Here is a 17,790-nt window from a genome sequence, read left to right as displayed (position 1 = left end):
GTGCACCGCACACGGTCGTTACTCCCCGCGCTCCTCACTCCCCGCGCTCCTCACTCCCCGTGCTCCTAGCCCCCGGTGCTTCTCACTCGCCGTGCTCCTCCCGATGGGCCTTGGCCAGCTCCGCATACAAGGTGCCGTTGAGCGTGACACCCTCACGCTCCTCCGCGGTCAGCTCCCGCCTCACCTTCGCGGGCACCCCCGCGACCAGCGACCCCGGCGGCACCTCCATCCCCTGCGGCACCAACGCCTGCGCGGCGACCAGCGACCCCGCCCCGATCACCGCGCCGTTCAGCACGGTCGCGCCCATCCCGATCAGACAGTCGTCCTCGATGGTCGCCCCGTGCACCACGGCGTTGTGCCCGACGGACACCCGCGCCCCGATGGTCACCGGGAAACCGGGGTCGGCATGCAGGGTGCAGTTGTCCTGGACATTGCTCTGGACGCCGACGGAGATCCGCTCCACATCACCGCGCACCACCGCCCCGTACCAGACACTCGCCCCCGCCTCCAGCGTCACGTCCCCGATCACCGAGGACATGGGCGCCACGAACGCCTCCCCGTCGATCTTCGGCTCCCTGCCGCCGATGCCCATGACCAGCGCCTTGTGCGTCATCGCCAACCCACCATCCCCAGCTGCGTTCGGTACACCGGCACCGTAGGCGATGAACCCGGCGACCGGCCCGCCGGGGCGGGGCGTCACCCGGTCCGGGCGAAGCAAGCGGGCCGGGGCCGGCGGGAGGCTGGGACACGGCACGCCCTAGGCGGGCCGGCAGGCTTTTCCGGGCCGAGGGGGCGGATCATGGCGTTCGCGGGTCTCTCCCGGTCTCTGGTGGGCCGCATCGGCCGGCAACTGGTCAGCGTGAGCGTCCTCGACATGGCCACCCGGCTGGCCGCCCAGGCCTTCCTGACCGCGCTGCCCATGCTCTTCGCCGTCGCCTCCTTCTCCCCGCCCGCCGTCCGCGAGGAACTGCGCAGAACACTGCGCATGCTGCTCGGCACCGCGGGATCGGTCTTCAGCCAGGTCGAAGGGGTGTACGCGGGCGGCGGTGACGAGGCGCGGCACACCTGGGGCGTGGTCGGCCTGCTGCTGGCGCTGGTGTCCGCCACCGCCTTCAGCCGGGCGCTGCAGCGGCTGTGCGAGCGCGCCTGGCACCTGCCCCGCTCCGGGCTGCGGACCGTGGCCTGGCGGTGGGGAGTGTGGCTGCTCGCCTGGGTCGCGGCGCTGGTGTTCCAGGGGCTGCTGCGCAGCGGGTTCGGGGCGGGCCCCGTGCTGGGGGTGCCGCTGCAGCTGGTCGGCGCGTGTCTGATGTGGTGGTGGACGCAGCACTTGCTGCTGGCCGGCCGGGTGGGCTGGCGCCCGCTGTTGCCCGGTGCGCTGCTCACCGGTTCGGGCGTCGTCGTGTTCTCGGTGCTCTCCGGGCTGTGGCTGCCGCGCTCGCTGCGGCTGAGCGTGGAGCGGTACGGGCCGCTCGGCTCCGTCTTCACCATGCTGACCTGGCTGATCTTCTTCTTCGCGACCGTGGTCGTGGGCATCGCCGTCGGCTACGTCCTCGCCCAGGACAGCACGATCGCACGCCGACTGGGCGTGCCCCGGCCCGTGCCGGGGCAGGCGTCGGCCGAGGACGGCGGTGCTCTCGATGGCCTGGACCCCACAACCCGCACGGGGGCCGCGGACCTGAACGGTGCCGATCCGACCGGGCCTAGAGGGGGGCGCCGTAGGCCTTGTGGGCCTGGCTGTGGCCGTAGCCGGTGAGGGACCAGATCACCAGGACGTCGAGCGCGATGATGATCACCGACCACACCGGGTAGTACGGCGTGAAGAAGAAGTTCTCCAGCGCGCTCAGCGAGGCGACGACGATGCCGACGACGCGGGCCCACGTCTTGCCGGAGAAGAGGCTGAAGGCAGCCGCAAGGACGACGATGCCGAAGCCCATGTGGACCCAGCCCCAGTAGTTGACGTCGTAGTCGTACGGGTAATTGGGCACGTCCTGGTAGAAGCTGTCGTCGATGATCGCGGCCATGCCGACGATGACCTGGTAGAGACCGATGATGGTCATCATGCAGGCGGCGAAGACGACCCCGCCGAGCAACAGCGGCGTGATCCGCGGCCCCGGGGCGGGGGCGCCGTACTGGTTCTGCTCTGTCGATGTCCGATCCGCCATGTCGCGCGCCTCCTCGAAGGAGACAGGAGCATCCCGCGACGGATGCGCCCGGGGCTCACCCGCAGTGGATGACTCCGGGCGGCCGGGCATCCGCGGCCGAGTCCGCCGCCGTCACCCCGGCTGTGTGATGTGCCGCGCCCCGGCCCGGGAGACGCTGGCCTGACCCGGGCCGCGGCAGCGGAGGTGACCCCCAATGGGCATGGAGGAGGAACGCGGACCTGAACGGGGCGGGGCGCGTACCGACGGCGACTTCGAGATCCGGATCAAGGGCAGGGTCGGTCAGGTGTTCCGGACCGCCTTCGCCGAGTTGACGGTCACGGTCAACCCACCGGAGACGGTGCTGCACGGCGCCGGACTCGATCAGGCGGCGCTGTACGGCATCCTGGACCGCATCCAGGCCCTCGGACTCGAACTGGTGGAGGTACGGCGTCTGCCGGGCGGGGCCGGCGAGGCGGGACCCGGACTCGGCACTCCGGCGTAGCCTCGCGTCGTCCGCCGGGCCGAAAGGGCTGTAAGACCCCTTTCCGCGACGGCGTCCTGACTGCACCGTCGGTATGTACCGCACATCGCCGAGGAGGTGAGGGACATGCCTGCGGTGCCGGGCCATGCGCCGCGGTGGAGGGATGCCGACCCCCTGGGGGCGGATGCCCGTCGGGTGTCCGTGCTGCAGGGGCGGTTGCGTGCCCTCGGCCGGGACGCGCCCGCAGCGGACACAGCAGTGACGACCTGCCTGGTGTGGGTCGCCGACACGCTCGTGGAGATCGCGATCGCGCTGGGTGATCCGCGCAGCGCGGGCGTACTGGTCGGCGAGGCGACGAACGTGCTGGCCGTCGTGCCTCACGACGGTCGGGACCGCCTCGACCCCTTGATACCGGTCGAACACCTGACGGAACGTGAGCGGAGTGTCCTCATACGGCTCCAGGAGGACGTGCCGCTGCGGCAGATCGGGCTGGACCTCTTCATCTCGCACAACACGGTGAAGACACACGCACGCGCGGTGTACCGGAAACTCGGTGCCTGCTCGCGCAACGAGGCCCTCGACCGGGCGAGGCAGCTGCGGCTTCTGTGACGTACCGGGAAGCCGGGAAGGAGACCCCTCACAGCAGTTCGAGTTCGCGAGCTCGCCGTACCGCGGCCGACCGCCGGGTGACGGCGAGCTTCCGGTAGACGCCCTTGAGATGCGTCTTGACCGTGTTCACCGACAGATACAGATCGGCGGCGATCTCCTCCGTCGTCATCATCTGGGCCAGCCGCCGCAGTACGTCCCGCTCCCGTGCGCTGAGCGCCTCCACCGGTACGTCGTCGTGCCACTCCTGCCGGTCCGTCAGGGCGGGGCGGCCACCGACGCGCCGTATCCGGAGCGTGCAGGCATGTGCCGCGCCGACCGAGGCGGCACACGCCTGGGCCACCGGTTGACGCAGCCCCTCGGCGAGCCAGTCGGCGGACGCCGGGATGGCGGCCACGACCTCGGGGGACGGCGGTACCCCGCTCTCCGTCGCGGAGACGAGCGCGGCCACCAGGGTTCCCACCCCCGCCACGAACGGATCGGGCACCGTGCCCAGGGCCGCCCGGGCCCGGGCGAGTTCCGCGCGTGCACGCGCCGACTCGTGTCGCGCCATTCCCACCCAGGCCCGGACCACGTGCAGCACCGCCAGGGACGGCGACTGGAGCGTGCAGGCCGGCAGCGGTGGCCGCTGAGCGTGTCCGGCGAGTTCGTCCGCGGCCCGGAACCGACCGCGCAACGCCTCCAGCAGCGCCAGTTCGGCCAGGCAGTCCCGGCGCAGTACGTCGTTCTCCGCCGCGCCCGCGGCCTTCAGACCCGCGGTCAGAAACGCCTCGGCGGTCTTGAGACCGCCGTCCCGGAGCTCGGCCCGACCGCGCACGGACAGCACCAGTGCCCGCAGTTCGGGGCGGTCGGCCAGCAGACCGCGCGGCACCTCGGCGAAGAGCTGCTCGGCGTCGTCCGCCGCGGCCCGCGCGGCCCGCGGATCGCGGCACCGGTCCCTGGCCATACGGATGACGGCGTGCGTCAGCCGGCAGCGTGCGACCCGGTGTGCGTCGTCCCAGGGCGCCTCGGTGAGCAGGTGATCGACGAGATCCAGGGCTTCGGTGCACGCGGACTCCTCGCCACGCCGCAGCGCAGTCGCCGCCGTGACCAGGGCGGACTCGGGATCCAGCAACCGCTGCGGCAGCCACGGGACGTCGGCGGCCGGCCGGCGCACCAGCTCCTCCGGCAGCCGGACGCCGGTCAGGGCGAGCACCCGTCCGATCGCCAGCTGATGGACGACGAGATGGCTGGCGTGACCCCGGTCGCCCGCGGCCAGCGCATGGCGCACCGCCTCGGCGAGGAGCCCGTGCTCGCCGAGCCATGCGGCGGCCCGGCGGTGCAGAGCGGCCACCTGGTCCGGCGCCTCGTGGCGCAGGCGCACCCGCAGTACATCGGCGAACATCCGATGGCACCGGTACCACCCGTGCCCGGCGTACTGGAGGAAGGAGTTCTGCCCGACGAGCGCGGGGAAGTGCGCCCCGGCCTCGCCGCCCGCGAGTTCGGTGGCCAGCTCGGCGTTGAGATGCTCCAGGATGCTCGTGGTCACCAGGAGCCTGCGCATCTGCGGGCTCTGGCCGTCCAGGACCTCCTCGACGAGGTAGCTGACGACCGCCTCGTCGTCGCCCGCGAACTGCGCCACGAAGGTCTCGGGGTGGGGATGCTCCTGCATGGACATCGCCGCCAGGCGCAGGCCGGCCGCCCAGCCGGCGGCCCGCTTCCGCAGCGTGCTGACCACCGGCCTGGGTAGGTGCACGCCGTGCTGGGCCAGCAGGGCCGCCGTCTCGCGGTCGTCGAACGCGAGGTCGGCGGTGCGCAGTTCGGTGAGTTCGCCGGCCAGCCGGTACCGGTGCAGATGCAGCGGCGGATCCCGGCGCGAGGTCACCACCAGCCGCAGCATCGGACCCGCGTGCCTGAGCAGACAGGCCGTTCCGCGAGCGACCGGCGAGCCGGTGTCCGGCTGGAAGTCGTCCAGTACGAGGACGACGGGCTCCGTCCGCCGGGCCAGCGCGGCAGCGAGCGCGGCGATCAGCCGAGGGCTTTCGGGCGCCCCGGCATGCCCGTTGCTCCGCTCCTCGGAGGCGAGTTCATCCCGTACGGCGGCGTCGGCGGTCTCGGCTTCGGGGTGCAGCACATCCGGGAACCGCGGCAGACCGACGCCCGCCTCGCGCAGCGCGGTCGTCACCCGGGACCAGAAGACGTCGGGCTGCTCCTCCGCACCGTCACAGGCGACCCAGGCGACCGGGCCCGGGGTGCCACGGGTGAACGCCCACTCCACGGCGAGCGCCGACTTCCCGGCCCCCACGGGCCCCACCACCACGGTCAACGGCCCCAGTGCCCCTCGGGAGAGACGGTCCGTCAGCCGAGGCCGGGGCACGAGCCAGGCCGGCAGCGGAGGCACCCCGACCCGGGCCGGCAGAGCGGGCGTCGAAGTCCCGTCGTCCGCAGCCGAAGGCCCATGCCCCTTCCCCCACTCGCCCATCACCGGCACCTCGCTCTCAGAGGCTCTCAGCGCTGGTTGGTGCACGACAGACGAGTGTGGCCCGACCCGCGTGGGGCGCCCATGTGGAACGCCCCATCTCACCCGGGTGAGGTTGGTACAACGGTCAGTAGTTCAACCCTCGAAGGCGGCGGTTCAGGCCTGGAGGGCGGCGACCAGTTCCTCCTCCCGGTCCTTGGTCAGCGACGTGCGCAGCACGGTGGGCTGGAAGGGACGCAGCGCCTCCCGGACCCGGTCCGGCGTGGAGCGCCGTACGAGGGCGAAGACCGCGGCCCGGCCCGGTTCCAGCGTGCCGGCGATCTCCTTGATGAACGCGTCGTTGATGCCGATGTCCGTGAGCTTGCCGGCGACCGCCCCGGTGGCGGCGCCCACGGCGGCCCCGAACACCGGCATCAGGAAGATCAGGCCGAACAGCGTCCCCCACAGGGCACCGCCGGCGGCCCCGCCGGCGGTGGGGCTGAAGGACTGGCGCACATGGACCTTGCCGTCCGGGGTGCGCCAGGCGAGGGCCGCGTCCTCCAGGTCGAGGAGCTCCTGCTTGGACAGCTCCTTCGACAGGCGCAGCACCGCCTCGGCCTTCTCCTTGTCGGTGAAACCGAGCACGACGAGATCGGTCATCGAGACCTCCTGGGGTTCCGGCCGGCTCCCCGGCCTTCCTGGCTGTGTTCCTCTGCGGCGGCGTCGAGCCGCTCCATGGCGAGCGCGAGCTCCGCCACCACGACCTCAAGGGACTCCTCCGTGAGGAAGCCCTCCGCGACGGGCACTCCGCCCGCGTCCCGGATCGCCTGGCGCAGGTCCCTGGCCCAGATGTGCTCCAGCAGGACGAACCCGGCGGCGGTGCCCGGTTTCAGTTCCCGTGCCAGTTCCCGGATCTCCTCCAGGGTGAGACCGAAGGCGTTGCCCTCGGTCAGCGACGGGAACGACGCCTCGGCCTCCGCCAGGACCCGGCGCGGAATGCCGAGCAGCGCGGCCACCGTGTCTCCCATGCCCTCCGCCTGGTAGTCGGCGGTGACGAGGTCGCCGCCGGCCTCCTTCTGCACGAAGAGCAGGTCGAGCACCCGGACCTGACCGCTGCGCTGCAGCGCCCAGAGCTCGTCGACGATCCTTCCCTCGAACTTCGCGTCGGGCCCGAACTCGACCGTCAGCAGTTGTACCGGCCCGATGCCGGCCATGGCAGCTCCCTTCACGTGATGGCGACGTGATGGCACTCCATCCAGCCGCGTCCCGCCCGGTTCCGCGTCACCCGCCGAAGGTGAGGGCCCGGCGCGCGTCCGGCGGGACGGTGGGCGCGGAGGTAGGACGCCATGGACCAGGACCGGGCAGCACAGCAGGACAAGAGGCCGGTCCGGCCTACGCAGGCCCGGCGGACGGACGAGAGCGAAGTGCAGCGGTTGCGCGCCGAACTCGCCGACCTGCGGGCCCGGATCGGCGGCGAACAGCGGCGCAGGGCCCGGCTGTCGATGGTGCGGCGCGTCGTCGCCGCGCTGCTCGTCGCACTCGTCGCGGTCCTGGCGGTCACCTCGGTGGTCGGGGTGTGGGGCGCGCGGACGGCCCTGAACACCGGCCGCTGGGTGGCGACGACCGGCCCGCTGCCCGAGAACCCGGCCGTGAACGCGGCCGTCTCCTCCTATCTGACCGACCAGATCTTCGACCAACTGGACGTGGAGCAGCGGCTGTCGCAGGCCCTCCCGGACCGGGCGTCCTTCCTCGCCGCACCCGTCACCGGCGCCGTCCACGACTACGTCAGGGACAAGGTCTCCCAGCTGATCAGGACCGAACAGTTCCAGGACCTGTGGCGGGCCACCAACCGCACCGCCCACGCCCGCATCGTCGCCGTACTGGAGAAACGCAGCGAGAACGTGCGCGTCGGCGACGACACCGTGACCCTCGACCTGCTGCCCCTCGTCAACAACACCCTCAACGCCCTGGAGGACCGCCTGCCCAGCCTGTTCGGCAAGGAGCTCGACCTGCCCGAGCTGTCGTCGGGGGAGATCCCGCCGGGACTGCACGACCGGATCGAGAAGGCCCTCGGCGTCACGCTGCCCGACGACTTCGCCACGATCAGGCTGTACAACGGGCATGAGCTCGGCCGGCTCCAGCAGGCCGTCCTGCTGTTCAAGCGGGGTCTGGCGGGCCTGCTGGCCGGCACCGTCCTGCTGCTGGCCCTCGCACTGTGGGTCTCCCCGAACCGTCGGCGCAGCGTGCTGCAGCTCGGGCTCTGGCTCGTCGTGTGCACGGTCGCGCTGTCCAGTGTGCTGCGCGCGGTGCGTGACCAGATCCTCGGTCAGGTGTCCGACGGCGTCTACCGCGACGGCGTACGCGCCGTCCTCTGGACGGTGTTCACCACCCTGCGCGAACGGGGCGACCAACTCCTGCTGGTGGGCATCGCCCTGGCGGTGGCCGCGTACCTGGTCGGCCCCGGCCGGCTGCCGGTGGGACTGCGCCGCTACGGCGTCCAGGGCGCCCAGGCCACGGGCCGGTTCGCCGCCGACACCGGCCGGCGCCTCACCCGGGAGACCGACCTGCGGCGGTGGATCGGCGACCACGCCGACGTGCTGCGCGTCGCCGGGCTCGTGGCCGCCGCCCTCTGCGCGCTCCTGCTGTCCTCGTGGACGGGCCTGCTCGTCGTCGCGCTCGTGCTCACGGGGTACGAGGTGACGGTCACCCTGCTCGCCCGCCGCGCGGCCTCACCCGCGGCAGGTGAGGCACCTGCCGGAGGCCCCCCACACACTGACGCCTCCCGGTAGACCTGCGACAGGGAGCGAGGGGATGAGCGCACGCACGAGCGGTGAGCGGATCGGCCCGAAGGGCGACGAAGGCGGACGATGGCGGCTGTGGGGGCCGTATCTGAGTGAGCGTCAGTGGGGCACGGTCCGGGAGGACTACAGCGGCGGGGGCGACGCGTGGTCGTACTTCCCCCACGATCACGCGCGCTCCCGTGCCTACCGCTGGGGCGAGGACGGCCTCGGCGGCATCTGCGACGAGAAGCAGCGGCTGTGCCTGGCGCTCGCTCTCTGGAACGGGCGCGACCCGATCCTCAAGGAGCGCGCGTTCGGCCTGACCAACAGCGAGGGCAACCACGGCGAGGACGTCAAGGAGTACTACTTCTACCTCGACAGCACGCCCAGTCACTCGTACCTGAAGTACCTCTACAAGTACCCGCAGGCGGAGTTCCCCTACAACGACCTCGTGTCCGTCAACCGGGCCCGGACCAGGCAGGACCTCGAATACGAGCTGCTCGACACCGGCGTCTTCGACGACGACCGCTACTTCGACGTCACGGTGGAGTACGCCAAGGCCGACTTCGACGACGTGCTGGTCCGCATCACCGTCGCCAACCGCGGCCCCGACGAGGCGACCGTGCATGTCCTGCCCACCCTGTGGTTCCGCAACACGTGGTCGTGGCACGAGGGGGCCGACAAACCGCGGCTGAGCGCCCTCGACGGCCCGCGCGGCACGTCCACGATCCGGGTCGAGCACCCCGAACTCGGCACCTACGACTGCCGGTTCGCCGCGTCGGTGCCCCTGCTGTTCACCGAGAACGAGACGAACAACGAGCGGCTCTTCGGCACGTCCAACGCCTCGCCGTACGTCAAGGACGGCATCGGCCGGCAGGTGATCGACGGGGAGAACGGCGCCGTCAACCCGGCCCGGGAGGGCACCAAAGCCGCCGCGCTCCACATCCTCACCCTCCCCGCCGGCGCCTCCGAGACGGTGCGCCTGCGCCTCGGCCCGGCCGGCTCGCAGCTGACCCTGTCCCGCGGCTTCGACACCGTGTTCCAGGACCGCATCGCCGAAGCAGACGTCTTCTACCGGGATCTGACCCCCGAGCACGCGGGCGAGGACGAGGCGCGGGTGCTGCACCAGGCGCTCGCCGGGATGCTCTGGACCAAGCAGTACTACTCCTTCGACCTGGAGACCTGGCTGAACGAGCACGGCATGGACCCATGGAGCCTGCCGCGCCCCGGAGTACGCAACCGCGAGTGGTTCCACATGGTCAGCGACGACATCGTCTCCATGCCCGACAAGTGGGAGTACCCCTGGTTCGCTGCCTGGGACCTGGCCTTCCACAGCGTGGCCCTGTCGACCGTCGACACCCGGTTCGCCAAGGAACAGCTCGAACTGCTCCTGCAGGACGCCTATCTGCACCCCAACGGCCAGATCCCGGCGTACGAATGGAACTTCGCGGACGTCAACCCGCCCGTGCACGCGTGGGCCGCCTACTTCGTCTACCTCATGGAGCAGCGCACCACCGGCCACGCCGACCACGCCTTCCTCGAACGCGTCTTCCAGAAGCTCCTGACCAACTTCACCTGGTGGGTGAACCGCAAGGACCCCGACGGCCGCAACGTCTTCCAGGGCGGCTTCCTCGGCCTCGACAACATCGGCGTGTTCGACCGCAGCGCCCCGCTGCCCACCGGCGGCACCCTCGAACAGGCCGACGGCACCGCCTGGATGGCGCTGTACTGCCAGTCCATGCTGCAGATCGCCGTCGAACTCGTCGAGCACAACCCCGCGTACGAGGAACTGGTCCTCAAGTTCGTCGAGCACTACCTGTGGATCGCCGCCTCCATGGACCGCGTCGGCGACCTCGGCGACGAACTGTGGGACGAGGAGGACGGCTTCTTCTACGACGTGCTGCGGCTGCCCGACGGACAGGCCGTACGGCTCAAGGTCCGCTCGATGGTCGGCCTGCTGCCGCTGTGCGCGGCCACGGTCTTCAACCCGCGGCAACTGGCCAGGGTGGCCGGCCTGGGGGAGCGGCTGCGCCGTTTCGCGAGCCGGCATCCCTCCCTCTCCGTGACGCTCGCATCCGCCCAGGCAGGTGTCACGGGCGGGCCCCGGCTGCTGTCCGTCGTGGACGAGAAGAAGCTGCTCAGGGTGCTGGCACACCTGCTGTCCGAGGACGAGTTCCTCAGCCCCTACGGCATCAGGTCCCTCTCCCGCCACCACGCCGAACACCCCTACAGCTTCTGGGTGCACGGCGAGGAGTACCGGGTCGGCTACCTGCCCGCCGAGTCCGACACCGGCATGTTCGGCGGCAACTCCAACTGGCGCGGGCCGGTGTGGTTCCCCATGAACGCCCTCGTCATCAGGGCCCTGCTCAACCTCTACGGCTTCTACGGCGACGACCTCACCGTCGAGTGCCCGACCGGGTCCGGCACCAGGATGACCCTGTTCGAGGTGGCCCGGGAGATCTCCGGCCGGCTCACCCGGATCTTCCTGCGCGGCGAGGACGGGCACCGGCCGGTCCACGGCGGCCAGTCCAAGTTCCAGGACGACCCGCACTGGCGGGACCTGATCTCCTTCCACGAGTACTTCCACGGCGACAACGGTGCCGGCATCGGGGCGGCCCACCAGACCGGCTGGACCGGCCTGGTCGCCACCCTGACGACGATCTTCGGCACCCTCACCCCCGGCGACTTCCTCGCCGCCCCCGACAGGAGGACGAAGCGATGACCGGTGGGCTTCCCGCCCAGCCCGTGGTGCACGAGGTCAACACCCGCGTCTGGCTGCGCGAGATCGCGGCCCGCACCGGCCGCATCGCCGGGCTGCGCGACGTACCGAAGGACGCCTGGGACGAGATCACCCCGCACGGCATCGACGCGGTCTGGCTCATGGGCGTGTGGGAGCGCAGCCCCGAGGGGCGCGCCATCGCCCTGCGCGACCGGGTGCTGCGCGGGGCCTTCACCCGCGCCGTGCCCGACCTCCACGACGAGGAGATCGCCGGATCGCCGTACTGCGTCCGCCGCTACGAGGTGGACGCGAGCCTCGGCGGAGCGGCGGGCCTGGCCGGGGCGCGCGCCGAACTCGACCGCCGGGGAGTCGGACTGCTGCTCGACTACGTGCCCAACCACGTGGCACCCGACAACCCCTGGACCTGGGAGCACCCCGAGTACTTCGTCCGGGGCACCGACGACGACGCCCGCCGTGACCCGGCCGCCTATCTGACGGTGGCCGGCAACGTCCTGGCCCGCGGCCGCGACCCCTTCTTCCCGCCCTGGCCGGACGTGGTCCAGCTCAACGCGTTCGCGCCGGAGCTGCGCACGGCCACCGCGGATGTGCTGCGCCGGATCGGGGACATGTGCGACGGGGTGCGCTGCGACATGGCGATGCTGCTGACCAACGACGTCTTCGAACGGACCTGGGCGGACCACGCCGGGCCGCGGCCCCAGGAGGAGTTCTGGCCGGAGGTCGTCTCCGGCGTGCGCCGTCGGCATCCCCGGATGACCTTCGTGGCCGAGGCGTACTGGGACCTCGAATGGGTCCTCCAGCAGCAGGGGTTCGACTTCTGCTACGACAAGCGGCTCTACGACCGGGTGCTGACCGAGAGCCCCGAATCCGTACGGCAGCATCTGCTGGCGGCCGAGGACTACCAGCGCCGGCTCGTACGGTTCCTGGAGAACCACGACGAGCCACGGGCGGCACACACGATGGCCCCGGCCAAGGAACGGGCGGCGGCCGTGCTGATCGCCACCCTGCCCGGGGCCACGCTCTGGCACGAGGGCCAGTTCACCGGCCGCCGTACCCGGCTGCCCGTCTTCCTGGACCGGCGCCCGGACGAACCGGCCGACGGAGAACTGCGGGCGTTCCACGAGAGGTTGCTCGCCGCCGTCCACCGCAGTGGGATGCGTGGCGGGCGCTGGCAGCTCCTGGACTGCGACGGCTGGCCGGACAACGCCTCCCACCGCAACCTGGTCGCCTCCGGCTGGGCGGGCCCGGCCGGGCGTTTCGTCACCGTCGTCAACCTCTCCGGCGCCCCGGCCCAGGGCTGGGTACGGCTGCCGTGGCCCGAACTCGGCGCCACCACCTGGACGCTGACCGGTCTGCTGGACGGCATCCGGTACACGCGTGACGGCGACGAACTGACCAGGCACGGCCTGTTCGTCGACCTGGCGCCGTGGGGCACGCACGTACTCGCCATCGGCCCGGGCGGCAACTGAACGCGGCCCGGGCGGGAAACAACCCGGAAGAAGTCCGGTACCGCCCGTGCCGTCCTGGCCGCGTTCCCCGGTGGCCCACTGCGCGCCGGTCCGCTCGCGAAACGCGGCCACGATGGATCACCAGGCCGGGCAACTGCTCGGCGCCCGGGATAGGAGCGCACGTCGTGGTGGCCGGGCAGGCCCGGCACCCGGCCCAGCACCGTGTTGTACGGCCACCACGCCCGGCGGAACACATTGAGGCTCGACAGCCCGACGGCGACGCGATCCCAGGCAGCACACCGAGCAGCGCCACGCCCGGGAACGCGGCGATCGACAGCAGGAACTCCATCCTGCGCTGCTGCCACAGCCTGCTCGTCCCGGCGAGGTCGGCCGGCGACAGCGAGGCCGTGATGACGATCGCGGCGGGTGCCGGCGGGGGCAGACTGCGGAACAGCCCCGGCAGCAGGACGAGCATGAGGACGCTCAGGCCCGCACCGAGGACCCCCGTGAGCTGACTGCGTGCGCCCGCTCGCTCGGCCACATCCGTCCGTGACCCGCTGGTGCTGACGGGGAAGCCCTGGAACAGCCCGGCCGCCACATTGGCCGCGCCGATCGCCGGCACCACCATGACGAGCGCGGCGGGCACCTTGGGCAGCCATCGCTGGAGCACCAGGATCAGCACGATCCCCGCGAGCCCCACCGCCACCGCGGTGGGCACCGTCTTCCCGTTCGGCCAGGCCCCGGAGCACGCCGTTTCCGTTCTCGGCCGCCAGCCGCCAGCCGCCAGCCGCCAGCCGCCAGCCGCCAGCCGCCAGCCGCCAGCCGCCGCCGGTGGTCGGCCGGCAGGGCGACACCGGTCCGCAGCAGCTCCTGGCCGTCCTACTTGCCGGCGATGGCCGCCTTGTCGCCGGGATCGAAGTCGGCGGACAGGTCCACCTTCGATCCCGGCCGCACTCGCAGGGGTGCGATGAACTCGCCGATCCGCTCGGCCCGTTCGTCCGCCATACGTGCCGTCCCCCGGACCTCAGTACTTCGAGTCCGGTCGCACCACGCACAGGCCCCAGATGATGAAGCCGTACAGAGCGATCAGGGTCAGCGACCAGAACGGGTAGTAGGGGATGGACAGGAAGTTCGCGATGATCAGCAGGGTCGCGATGAGGATGCCCGTGACCCGCGCCCAGGTCGCCGTCATGGCCAGGCCGATGCCGACGGCCACGGCGACCGCGCCGAGGATCAGGTGGATCCAGCCCCAGGTCGTCAGGTCGAACTTGAACACGTAGTTGCGGGTGGTGAGGAAGACCTCGTCGTCCAGGACCGCCATGATGCCGCGGAAGATGTCGAGGACGCCGCACATGACGAGCATCACGGAGGCGAAGGCGGTCAGCCCGCCGGCTGCCGCCAGGACGCCTGCCGAGCGCTGGTGTTTCGTGGTCGTGGTGACCATGGCTGGGCCTCCGTCGTCGGGACGGCCGCCGGTCGCGGCCGCTCGCCCATGAGTCCTACTCCGGGCTCCGGGCCCCTGGCGTCACCTCGCATGGGTGATGACGGGTGATCAACGGCCCACGACGATGGGCGCGTTCGAACGCTCGGGAGCCGACGCCCGCCTGCGCTCCGGAGCCGAATCCCGGGAGCCGCCATGGCCGTACCGCCCGTCCCCACCCCCGCAGGCCGCCCGGGCCCGGCCCCGGGCGTCGCCCGGCGGATCCTCGCCCCGCTCGCCCTGGCGCAGTTCATCTGCAGCTTCGCCGGCTCCAACATGAATGTGATGATCACGGACATCAGCGAGGACCTGGACACCACCGTCCAGGGCGTGCAGATCGCGATCACCGTCTTCCTGCTCGTGATGGCGGCCCTGATGATCCCCGGCGGCAAGCTGACCGACCGCTACGGCCGCAAGCGGTGCCTGGTGGCCGGCCTCGTCGTGTACGGCGCCGGTGCCCTGCTCAGCGCGGCGGCGCCGGGCCTGGGCGTGCTCATCCTGGGCAACTCGGTCCTCGAAGGCGTCGGTACGGCCCTGCTCATCCCGCCCGTCTACATCCTCACCACGCTGCTGTTCACCGAAGTGACCTCCCGGGCCCGCGCGTTCGGCGCCATCATGGCGGCCGGTGGCATCGGCGCCGCCGCCGGTCCGCTGATCGGCGGGCTCATCACCTCGGCGCTGAGCTGGCGGGCGGCCTTCGTCTTCCAGGCGCTGGTGGTCACGCTGATCATCGTGCTCAGCCGCCGGGTCGAGGACCCGCTGCCGGCGGATCCCACGCGGGACTTCGACACGGGCGGCGCCGTCCTGTCGGCGGCCGGTCTGCTGCTCCTGGTGACGGGGATCCTGGCCACCGACGACAACGGCTGGCTGGCGGTCGGCCTGCTGCTGCTCGGCGCGCTCGTCCTGGCCTGGTTCTTCCGCCGGTCCCAGGTCATGGAGCGGACCGGCCGCGAGCCGCTGCTGTCCCTCGCGCTGTTCCACAACCGCACGTCCAACCTGGGCCTGGTCACCCAGCACCTCCAGTGGATGCTGCTGATGGGCGTCTCGTTCGTGGTGGCCGCCTACCTCCAGGTGGTGCGCGACTACGACGCCGTACGCACCGGGCTCATCTTCACGGCGGCCACGCTCGGGCTGCTCGCCTCCTCGCTCGGCGCCGAACGCCTGGCAGCCCGACGGGAGCAACGGACCCTTGTCATGGCCGGGTTCGCCGTGACCGTCGTCGGCATCGCCGTACTCGTGGTGTTGTCCCACGGCGCATCCAGTGCCTGGGCCTACACGCCCGGCCTGCTGTTGATCGGTCTGGGCCTCGGAGTGATGCTCACCCCGTCGGTCAACATCGTGCAGTCGAGCTTCGGCGAGGAGCAGCAGGGGGAGATCTCCGGGCTGTCCCGCAGCGTGTCGAACCTCGGCTCGTCGGTCGGTACGGCGGTTGCCGGCACGATCCTGGTGGCCGACCCCGCCTTCGGCGCTTATGCCGCCGCGATGATCGTGCTGGGCGTCATCGGCCTCGGCGGCCTCGGCGCCGCGGCCCTGCTGCCGCGGAGGGCGGTGCCGGCCGCCCGTACCGAACGCTGACGTCCGGGACGGCCCCGGCTGCCCGTACCGACGACCGACACCCGGGACGGCCCCGCAGATCAGAACCGGTGATACCGGACGGCGCTGGCGACGACCAGGTCCTGGAGCGAGGCACGGCGTCGGCTGAGCGGAACCCACAGCAGCCCGACGGGGAAGGTCACGCACAGCGCGGCCCGCAGCAGCGCGCGCAGGACGCCGAGGAGCCGTCCGCCCAGCCGGGTGACCCGCAGGCCCAGCAGCCGGTCGCCGACGGTGCCCCCGGTCACGGTCCAGCAGACGCCCAGATACAGCACCGCGACGGCCCAGCCGCCGACCCCGGCCAGCCAGCCGGGCGGATCGGGGAACCGGTAGGGCGGCCCGGCGACGAGCAGCCGCAGACCGCTGATCGAGAGCTGGACGGCGAGAGCGATCCCGAACACCACCAGGGCGTCGACCACCGCCGCGAGGCACCGCGAAACCACTCCCGCGGTTTCGCCCTCCGGGTCCTGTTCCCGGCCCTTCCGTGTCACGGCGTCAGCCCGGGGCGTCGGTCCCCGCCGGGGCGGCGACGGGTCTGTGCAGCAGCCGGTCGGCGACGCGGTTGACCACCCGGTCGGCCCGGATGCTCCGCGACCGGAGCGCGTCGACCGTCTCGTCGGCCATCCCGCCGCTCGTCTCCCGCACGATCCGGCCCAGGTCGATCTCCTCCAGCACGGCCCGGGTGAGCGTCACCAGGTCGACCCGGGCGATTACGGCGTCGACGTCCAGACGTGCGGCGATACGGTCGACGTCGATGCGCGCGGCGATCGCGTCCAGGTCGATACGTGCCGCGATGGCGTCCACGTCGACGCGCTGCGTGACCTGGGCCACGTCCACCCGGGCGGCGACCCGGTCCACGTCCACCCGGTCGGCGATCCGGTTCACGTCCACCTGGTCGGCGATCGTGTCTACGTCGACGCGACCGGCGACGCGCATCACGTCCACCCGGTCGGCGATCTGGTTGACATCGATCCGGGCGGCCAGGCCGTCCAGGTCCAGTCGGTCCACGACCTCGGCCGTCAGCCTGCGAATGACCAGGTCGGCGACGGCGCCGGCGGTTCCCAGCGCATACCGCGTCACACGCCCCGCGACATCGAGGGGGTTCACGACGGACCAGGTCATCTCACCAGCGCAGCACGCCGCCGACCCGGTCGGATCACCCGCCGCGGGTGAACCACACGGCGTCGACGGACCTCCACGCCCGTCAGGGGTGCCATGGGGCTCCATGGGGCGAAGATCACAGGCACCCGGCCTCATGAGCCGAGCTCACGCTGAGTACCGTGAGCAGGTGCCGAAGAGCAAGAACACGTTCTCGTCCTGGCGACGCCGACTGGCGCAGCGCGCGGTCCACGCGGGCTGGGCCTGGGTGCAGCGCACGGGCTCGGTGACGGCCGACAGCCCCGGCCGCTTCCGCTTCGGCTCGATCGGCGAAGCCACCCGGCTGGCCTTTCCGCTGGGCACGGTCTTCGGCGAACCCTGGATCCACCTCGGCTCCCACTGCATCGTCGGCGAGCAGGTCACCCTGACCGCCGGTCTGATGCCCGACCTCGACCTCGGCCCCGAGCCGATCCTGCGCATCGGGGACGGCGTGGTGCTGGGCCGCGGCAGCCACGTCATCGCCGACACCACGGTCACCATCGGCAGCGACTGCTACTTCGGGCCGTACGTCTACGTCACATCCACGAACCACTCGTACGACGATCCCCACGAGCCCATCGGCAAGCAGTGGCCGCGCATGGAGCCGGTCGAGATCGGCCCGGGGTGCTGGATCGGCACCGGGGCGGTGATCCTGCCGGGCGCCCGGATCGGGCGGAACGTCGTGGTGGCCGCCGGTGCGGTGGTCCGGGGCGTGGTGCCCGACCATGCTGTCGTGGCGGGGGCGCCCGCCCGGGTCGTACGGCGCTGGACGCCCGGCGAGGGCTGGCAGCCGCCGCTGCGGACTCCGGCGCCGGTGCCGATACCCGACGGGATCACGCCCGAGCAGTTGCAGGCACTGGCCGGGCTGGACGAGGAGACGGCGGCGAAGCTGGCGGAGCTGGACGAGAAGGCGGCCGCCGAACTTGCCGAACCGGCCGCCGAGTCCTGAT

Annotated in this window: 17 protein-coding genes and 1 pseudogene; 8 read left to right on the top strand and 10 right to left on the bottom strand. The window is 71.8% G+C overall.

Features of this window, described 5'->3' with window-relative positions:
- Positions 1-82 precede the first annotated feature (82 nt).
- Positions 83-613 carry a gamma carbonic anhydrase family protein gene (locus tag POF73_RS27275; protein ID WP_272120584.1) on the bottom strand — a complete coding sequence of 177 codons (531 nt, stop codon included), beginning with the start codon at positions 611-613 and terminating at the stop codon, positions 83-85.
- Positions 614-799: 186 nt separating this feature from the next.
- On the opposite strand from POF73_RS27275, the gene POF73_RS27270 reads away from it, so the two are divergent.
- Positions 800-1,753: a YihY/virulence factor BrkB family protein gene (locus tag POF73_RS27270; RefSeq protein WP_272120580.1), complete on the top strand. Its 954-nt coding sequence runs from the start codon at positions 800-802 to the stop codon at positions 1,751-1,753.
- Here the strand turns inward: POF73_RS27270 and POF73_RS27265 are convergent.
- Positions 1,701-2,162: a DUF7144 family membrane protein gene (locus tag POF73_RS27265; protein WP_272120578.1), complete on the bottom strand. Its 462-nt coding sequence runs from the start codon at positions 2,160-2,162 to the stop codon at positions 1,701-1,703. The two genes, POF73_RS27270 and POF73_RS27265, sit on opposite strands and share 53 nt — an antisense overlap.
- A 199-nt stretch (positions 2,163-2,361) precedes the next feature.
- Between POF73_RS27265 and POF73_RS27260 the strand changes: the two genes are divergently transcribed.
- Together POF73_RS27260 and POF73_RS27255 are read left to right on the top strand one after the other, a co-directional pair.
- A complete protein-coding gene (locus POF73_RS27260; protein ID WP_272120575.1) occupies positions 2,362-2,643 on the top strand; it encodes a hypothetical protein in 282 nt (93 codons plus the stop codon).
- Positions 2,644-2,748: 105 nt separating this feature from the next.
- The gene (locus tag POF73_RS27255; protein ID WP_272120572.1) at positions 2,749-3,231 is read left to right on the top strand and encodes a helix-turn-helix transcriptional regulator; all 483 of its coding nucleotides are present in this window, start codon (positions 2,749-2,751) and stop codon (positions 3,229-3,231) included.
- A gap of 28 nt (positions 3,232-3,259) precedes the next feature.
- On the opposite strand, the gene POF73_RS27250 is transcribed toward POF73_RS27255, so the two are convergent.
- The 3 genes from POF73_RS27250 to POF73_RS27240 all read right to left on the bottom strand — a co-directional run bounded on the left by POF73_RS27250 (position 3,260) and on the right by POF73_RS27240 (position 6,879).
- Positions 3,260-5,689, bottom strand: coding sequence for a LuxR C-terminal-related transcriptional regulator (locus tag POF73_RS27250; RefSeq protein ID WP_272120569.1), 2,430 nt, complete (start codon positions 5,687-5,689; stop codon positions 3,260-3,262).
- Positions 5,690-5,842: 153 nt separating this feature from the next.
- Positions 5,843-6,325 carry a DUF1269 domain-containing protein gene (locus POF73_RS27245; protein ID WP_272120566.1) on the bottom strand — a complete coding sequence of 161 codons (483 nt, stop codon included), beginning with the start codon at positions 6,323-6,325 and terminating at the stop codon, positions 5,843-5,845.
- On the bottom strand, positions 6,322-6,879 hold the full coding sequence (locus POF73_RS27240) for a DUF1269 domain-containing protein (RefSeq protein ID WP_272120563.1): 558 nt from the start codon (positions 6,877-6,879) through the stop codon (positions 6,322-6,324). The genes POF73_RS27245 and POF73_RS27240 overlap by 4 nt, the downstream gene beginning before the upstream one ends.
- Before the next feature lie 132 nt (positions 6,880-7,011).
- Between POF73_RS27240 and POF73_RS27235 the strand changes: the two genes are divergently transcribed.
- Genes POF73_RS27235 through POF73_RS27225 form a run of 3 tightly spaced genes read left to right on the top strand, consistent with a single transcriptional unit; the run spans position 7,012 to position 12,651 of the window.
- Complete coding sequence (locus tag POF73_RS27235) at positions 7,012-8,454, top strand: hypothetical protein (protein WP_272120560.1); 1,443 nt, start codon at positions 7,012-7,014, stop codon at positions 8,452-8,454.
- A gap of 22 nt (positions 8,455-8,476) precedes the next feature.
- Complete coding sequence (locus tag POF73_RS27230; protein WP_272120557.1) at positions 8,477-11,167, top strand: MGH1-like glycoside hydrolase domain-containing protein; 2,691 nt, start codon at positions 8,477-8,479, stop codon at positions 11,165-11,167.
- Positions 11,164-12,651: an alpha-amylase gene (locus POF73_RS27225; protein WP_272120554.1), complete on the top strand. Its 1,488-nt coding sequence runs from the start codon at positions 11,164-11,166 to the stop codon at positions 12,649-12,651. The genes POF73_RS27230 and POF73_RS27225 overlap by 4 nt, the downstream gene beginning before the upstream one ends.
- A gap of 109 nt (positions 12,652-12,760) precedes the next feature.
- Here the strand turns inward: POF73_RS27225 and POF73_RS27220 are convergent.
- The 3 genes and pseudogenes from POF73_RS27220 to POF73_RS27210 form a co-directional block, all read right to left on the bottom strand.
- Positions 12,761-13,360 (bottom strand): annotated as a pseudogene (locus tag POF73_RS27220) (SulP family inorganic anion transporter); the annotation flags it as partial.
- A 149-nt stretch (positions 13,361-13,509) separates the two neighbouring features.
- Positions 13,510-13,635 (bottom strand): hypothetical protein, encoded by a 126-nt coding sequence (locus tag POF73_RS27215; RefSeq protein WP_272120552.1) that lies wholly within the window; start codon positions 13,633-13,635, stop codon positions 13,510-13,512.
- A 19-nt stretch (positions 13,636-13,654) separates the two neighbouring features.
- Positions 13,655-14,074 (bottom strand): DUF7144 family membrane protein, encoded by a 420-nt coding sequence (locus POF73_RS27210; RefSeq protein WP_272120550.1) that lies wholly within the window; start codon positions 14,072-14,074, stop codon positions 13,655-13,657.
- 192 nt (positions 14,075-14,266) lie between these two features.
- Between POF73_RS27210 and POF73_RS27205 the strand changes: the two genes are divergently transcribed.
- Positions 14,267-15,685: an MFS transporter gene (locus POF73_RS27205; RefSeq protein ID WP_272120547.1), complete on the top strand. Its 1,419-nt coding sequence runs from the start codon at positions 14,267-14,269 to the stop codon at positions 15,683-15,685.
- Between the two features lie 59 nt (positions 15,686-15,744).
- Here the strand turns inward: POF73_RS27205 and POF73_RS27200 are convergent, their stop codons facing one another.
- Together POF73_RS27200 and POF73_RS27195 are read right to left on the bottom strand one after the other, a co-directional pair.
- Entirely contained in the window at positions 15,745-16,194 is a 450-nt protein-coding gene (locus POF73_RS27200; protein WP_272120545.1) for an RDD family protein, read from the bottom strand.
- 4 nt (positions 16,195-16,198) lie between these two features.
- Positions 16,199-16,825, bottom strand: coding sequence for a hypothetical protein (locus tag POF73_RS27195; RefSeq protein WP_272120543.1), 627 nt, complete (start codon positions 16,823-16,825; stop codon positions 16,199-16,201).
- 166 nt (positions 16,826-16,991) lie between these two features.
- On the opposite strand from POF73_RS27195, the gene POF73_RS27190 reads away from it, so the two are divergent.
- A complete protein-coding gene (locus tag POF73_RS27190) occupies positions 16,992-17,789 on the top strand; it encodes an acyltransferase (RefSeq protein ID WP_272120541.1) in 798 nt (265 codons plus the stop codon).
- Position 17,790 lies beyond the last annotated feature (1 nt).

Origin of the sequence: Streptomyces sp. HD (genome assembly GCF_028369295.1) — a bacterium.
In the GTDB taxonomy this organism is placed as follows: domain Bacteria; phylum Actinomycetota; class Actinomycetes; order Streptomycetales; family Streptomycetaceae; genus Streptomyces.
This window is presented reverse-complemented; position numbering and strand designations above follow the sequence as displayed.

Coding starts and splice junctions, on each gene's coding strand:
- POF73_RS27275 (WP_272120584.1), bottom strand. CDS start 613: ATGACGCACAAGGCGCTGGTCATGGGCATCGGCGGCAGGGAGCCGAAG.
- POF73_RS27270 (WP_272120580.1), top strand. CDS start 800: ATGGCGTTCGCGGGTCTCTCCCGGTCTCTGGTGGGCCGCATCGGCCGG.
- POF73_RS27265 (WP_272120578.1), bottom strand. CDS start 2,162: ATGGCGGATCGGACATCGACAGAGCAGAACCAGTACGGCGCCCCCGCC.
- POF73_RS27260 (WP_272120575.1), top strand. CDS start 2,362: ATGGAGGAGGAACGCGGACCTGAACGGGGCGGGGCGCGTACCGACGGC.
- POF73_RS27255 (WP_272120572.1), top strand. CDS start 2,749: ATGCCTGCGGTGCCGGGCCATGCGCCGCGGTGGAGGGATGCCGACCCC.
- POF73_RS27250 (WP_272120569.1), bottom strand. CDS start 5,689: ATGGGCGAGTGGGGGAAGGGGCATGGGCCTTCGGCTGCGGACGACGGG.
- POF73_RS27245 (WP_272120566.1), bottom strand. CDS start 6,325: ATGACCGATCTCGTCGTGCTCGGTTTCACCGACAAGGAGAAGGCCGAG.
- POF73_RS27240 (WP_272120563.1), bottom strand. CDS start 6,879: ATGGCCGGCATCGGGCCGGTACAACTGCTGACGGTCGAGTTCGGGCCC.
- POF73_RS27235 (WP_272120560.1), top strand. CDS start 7,012: ATGGACCAGGACCGGGCAGCACAGCAGGACAAGAGGCCGGTCCGGCCT.
- POF73_RS27230 (WP_272120557.1), top strand. CDS start 8,477: ATGAGCGCACGCACGAGCGGTGAGCGGATCGGCCCGAAGGGCGACGAA.
- POF73_RS27225 (WP_272120554.1), top strand. CDS start 11,164: ATGACCGGTGGGCTTCCCGCCCAGCCCGTGGTGCACGAGGTCAACACC.
- POF73_RS27215 (WP_272120552.1), bottom strand. CDS start 13,635: ATGGCGGACGAACGGGCCGAGCGGATCGGCGAGTTCATCGCACCCCTG.
- POF73_RS27210 (WP_272120550.1), bottom strand. CDS start 14,074: ATGGTCACCACGACCACGAAACACCAGCGCTCGGCAGGCGTCCTGGCG.
- POF73_RS27205 (WP_272120547.1), top strand. CDS start 14,267: ATGGCCGTACCGCCCGTCCCCACCCCCGCAGGCCGCCCGGGCCCGGCC.
- POF73_RS27195 (WP_272120543.1), bottom strand. CDS start 16,825: ATGACCTGGTCCGTCGTGAACCCCCTCGATGTCGCGGGGCGTGTGACG.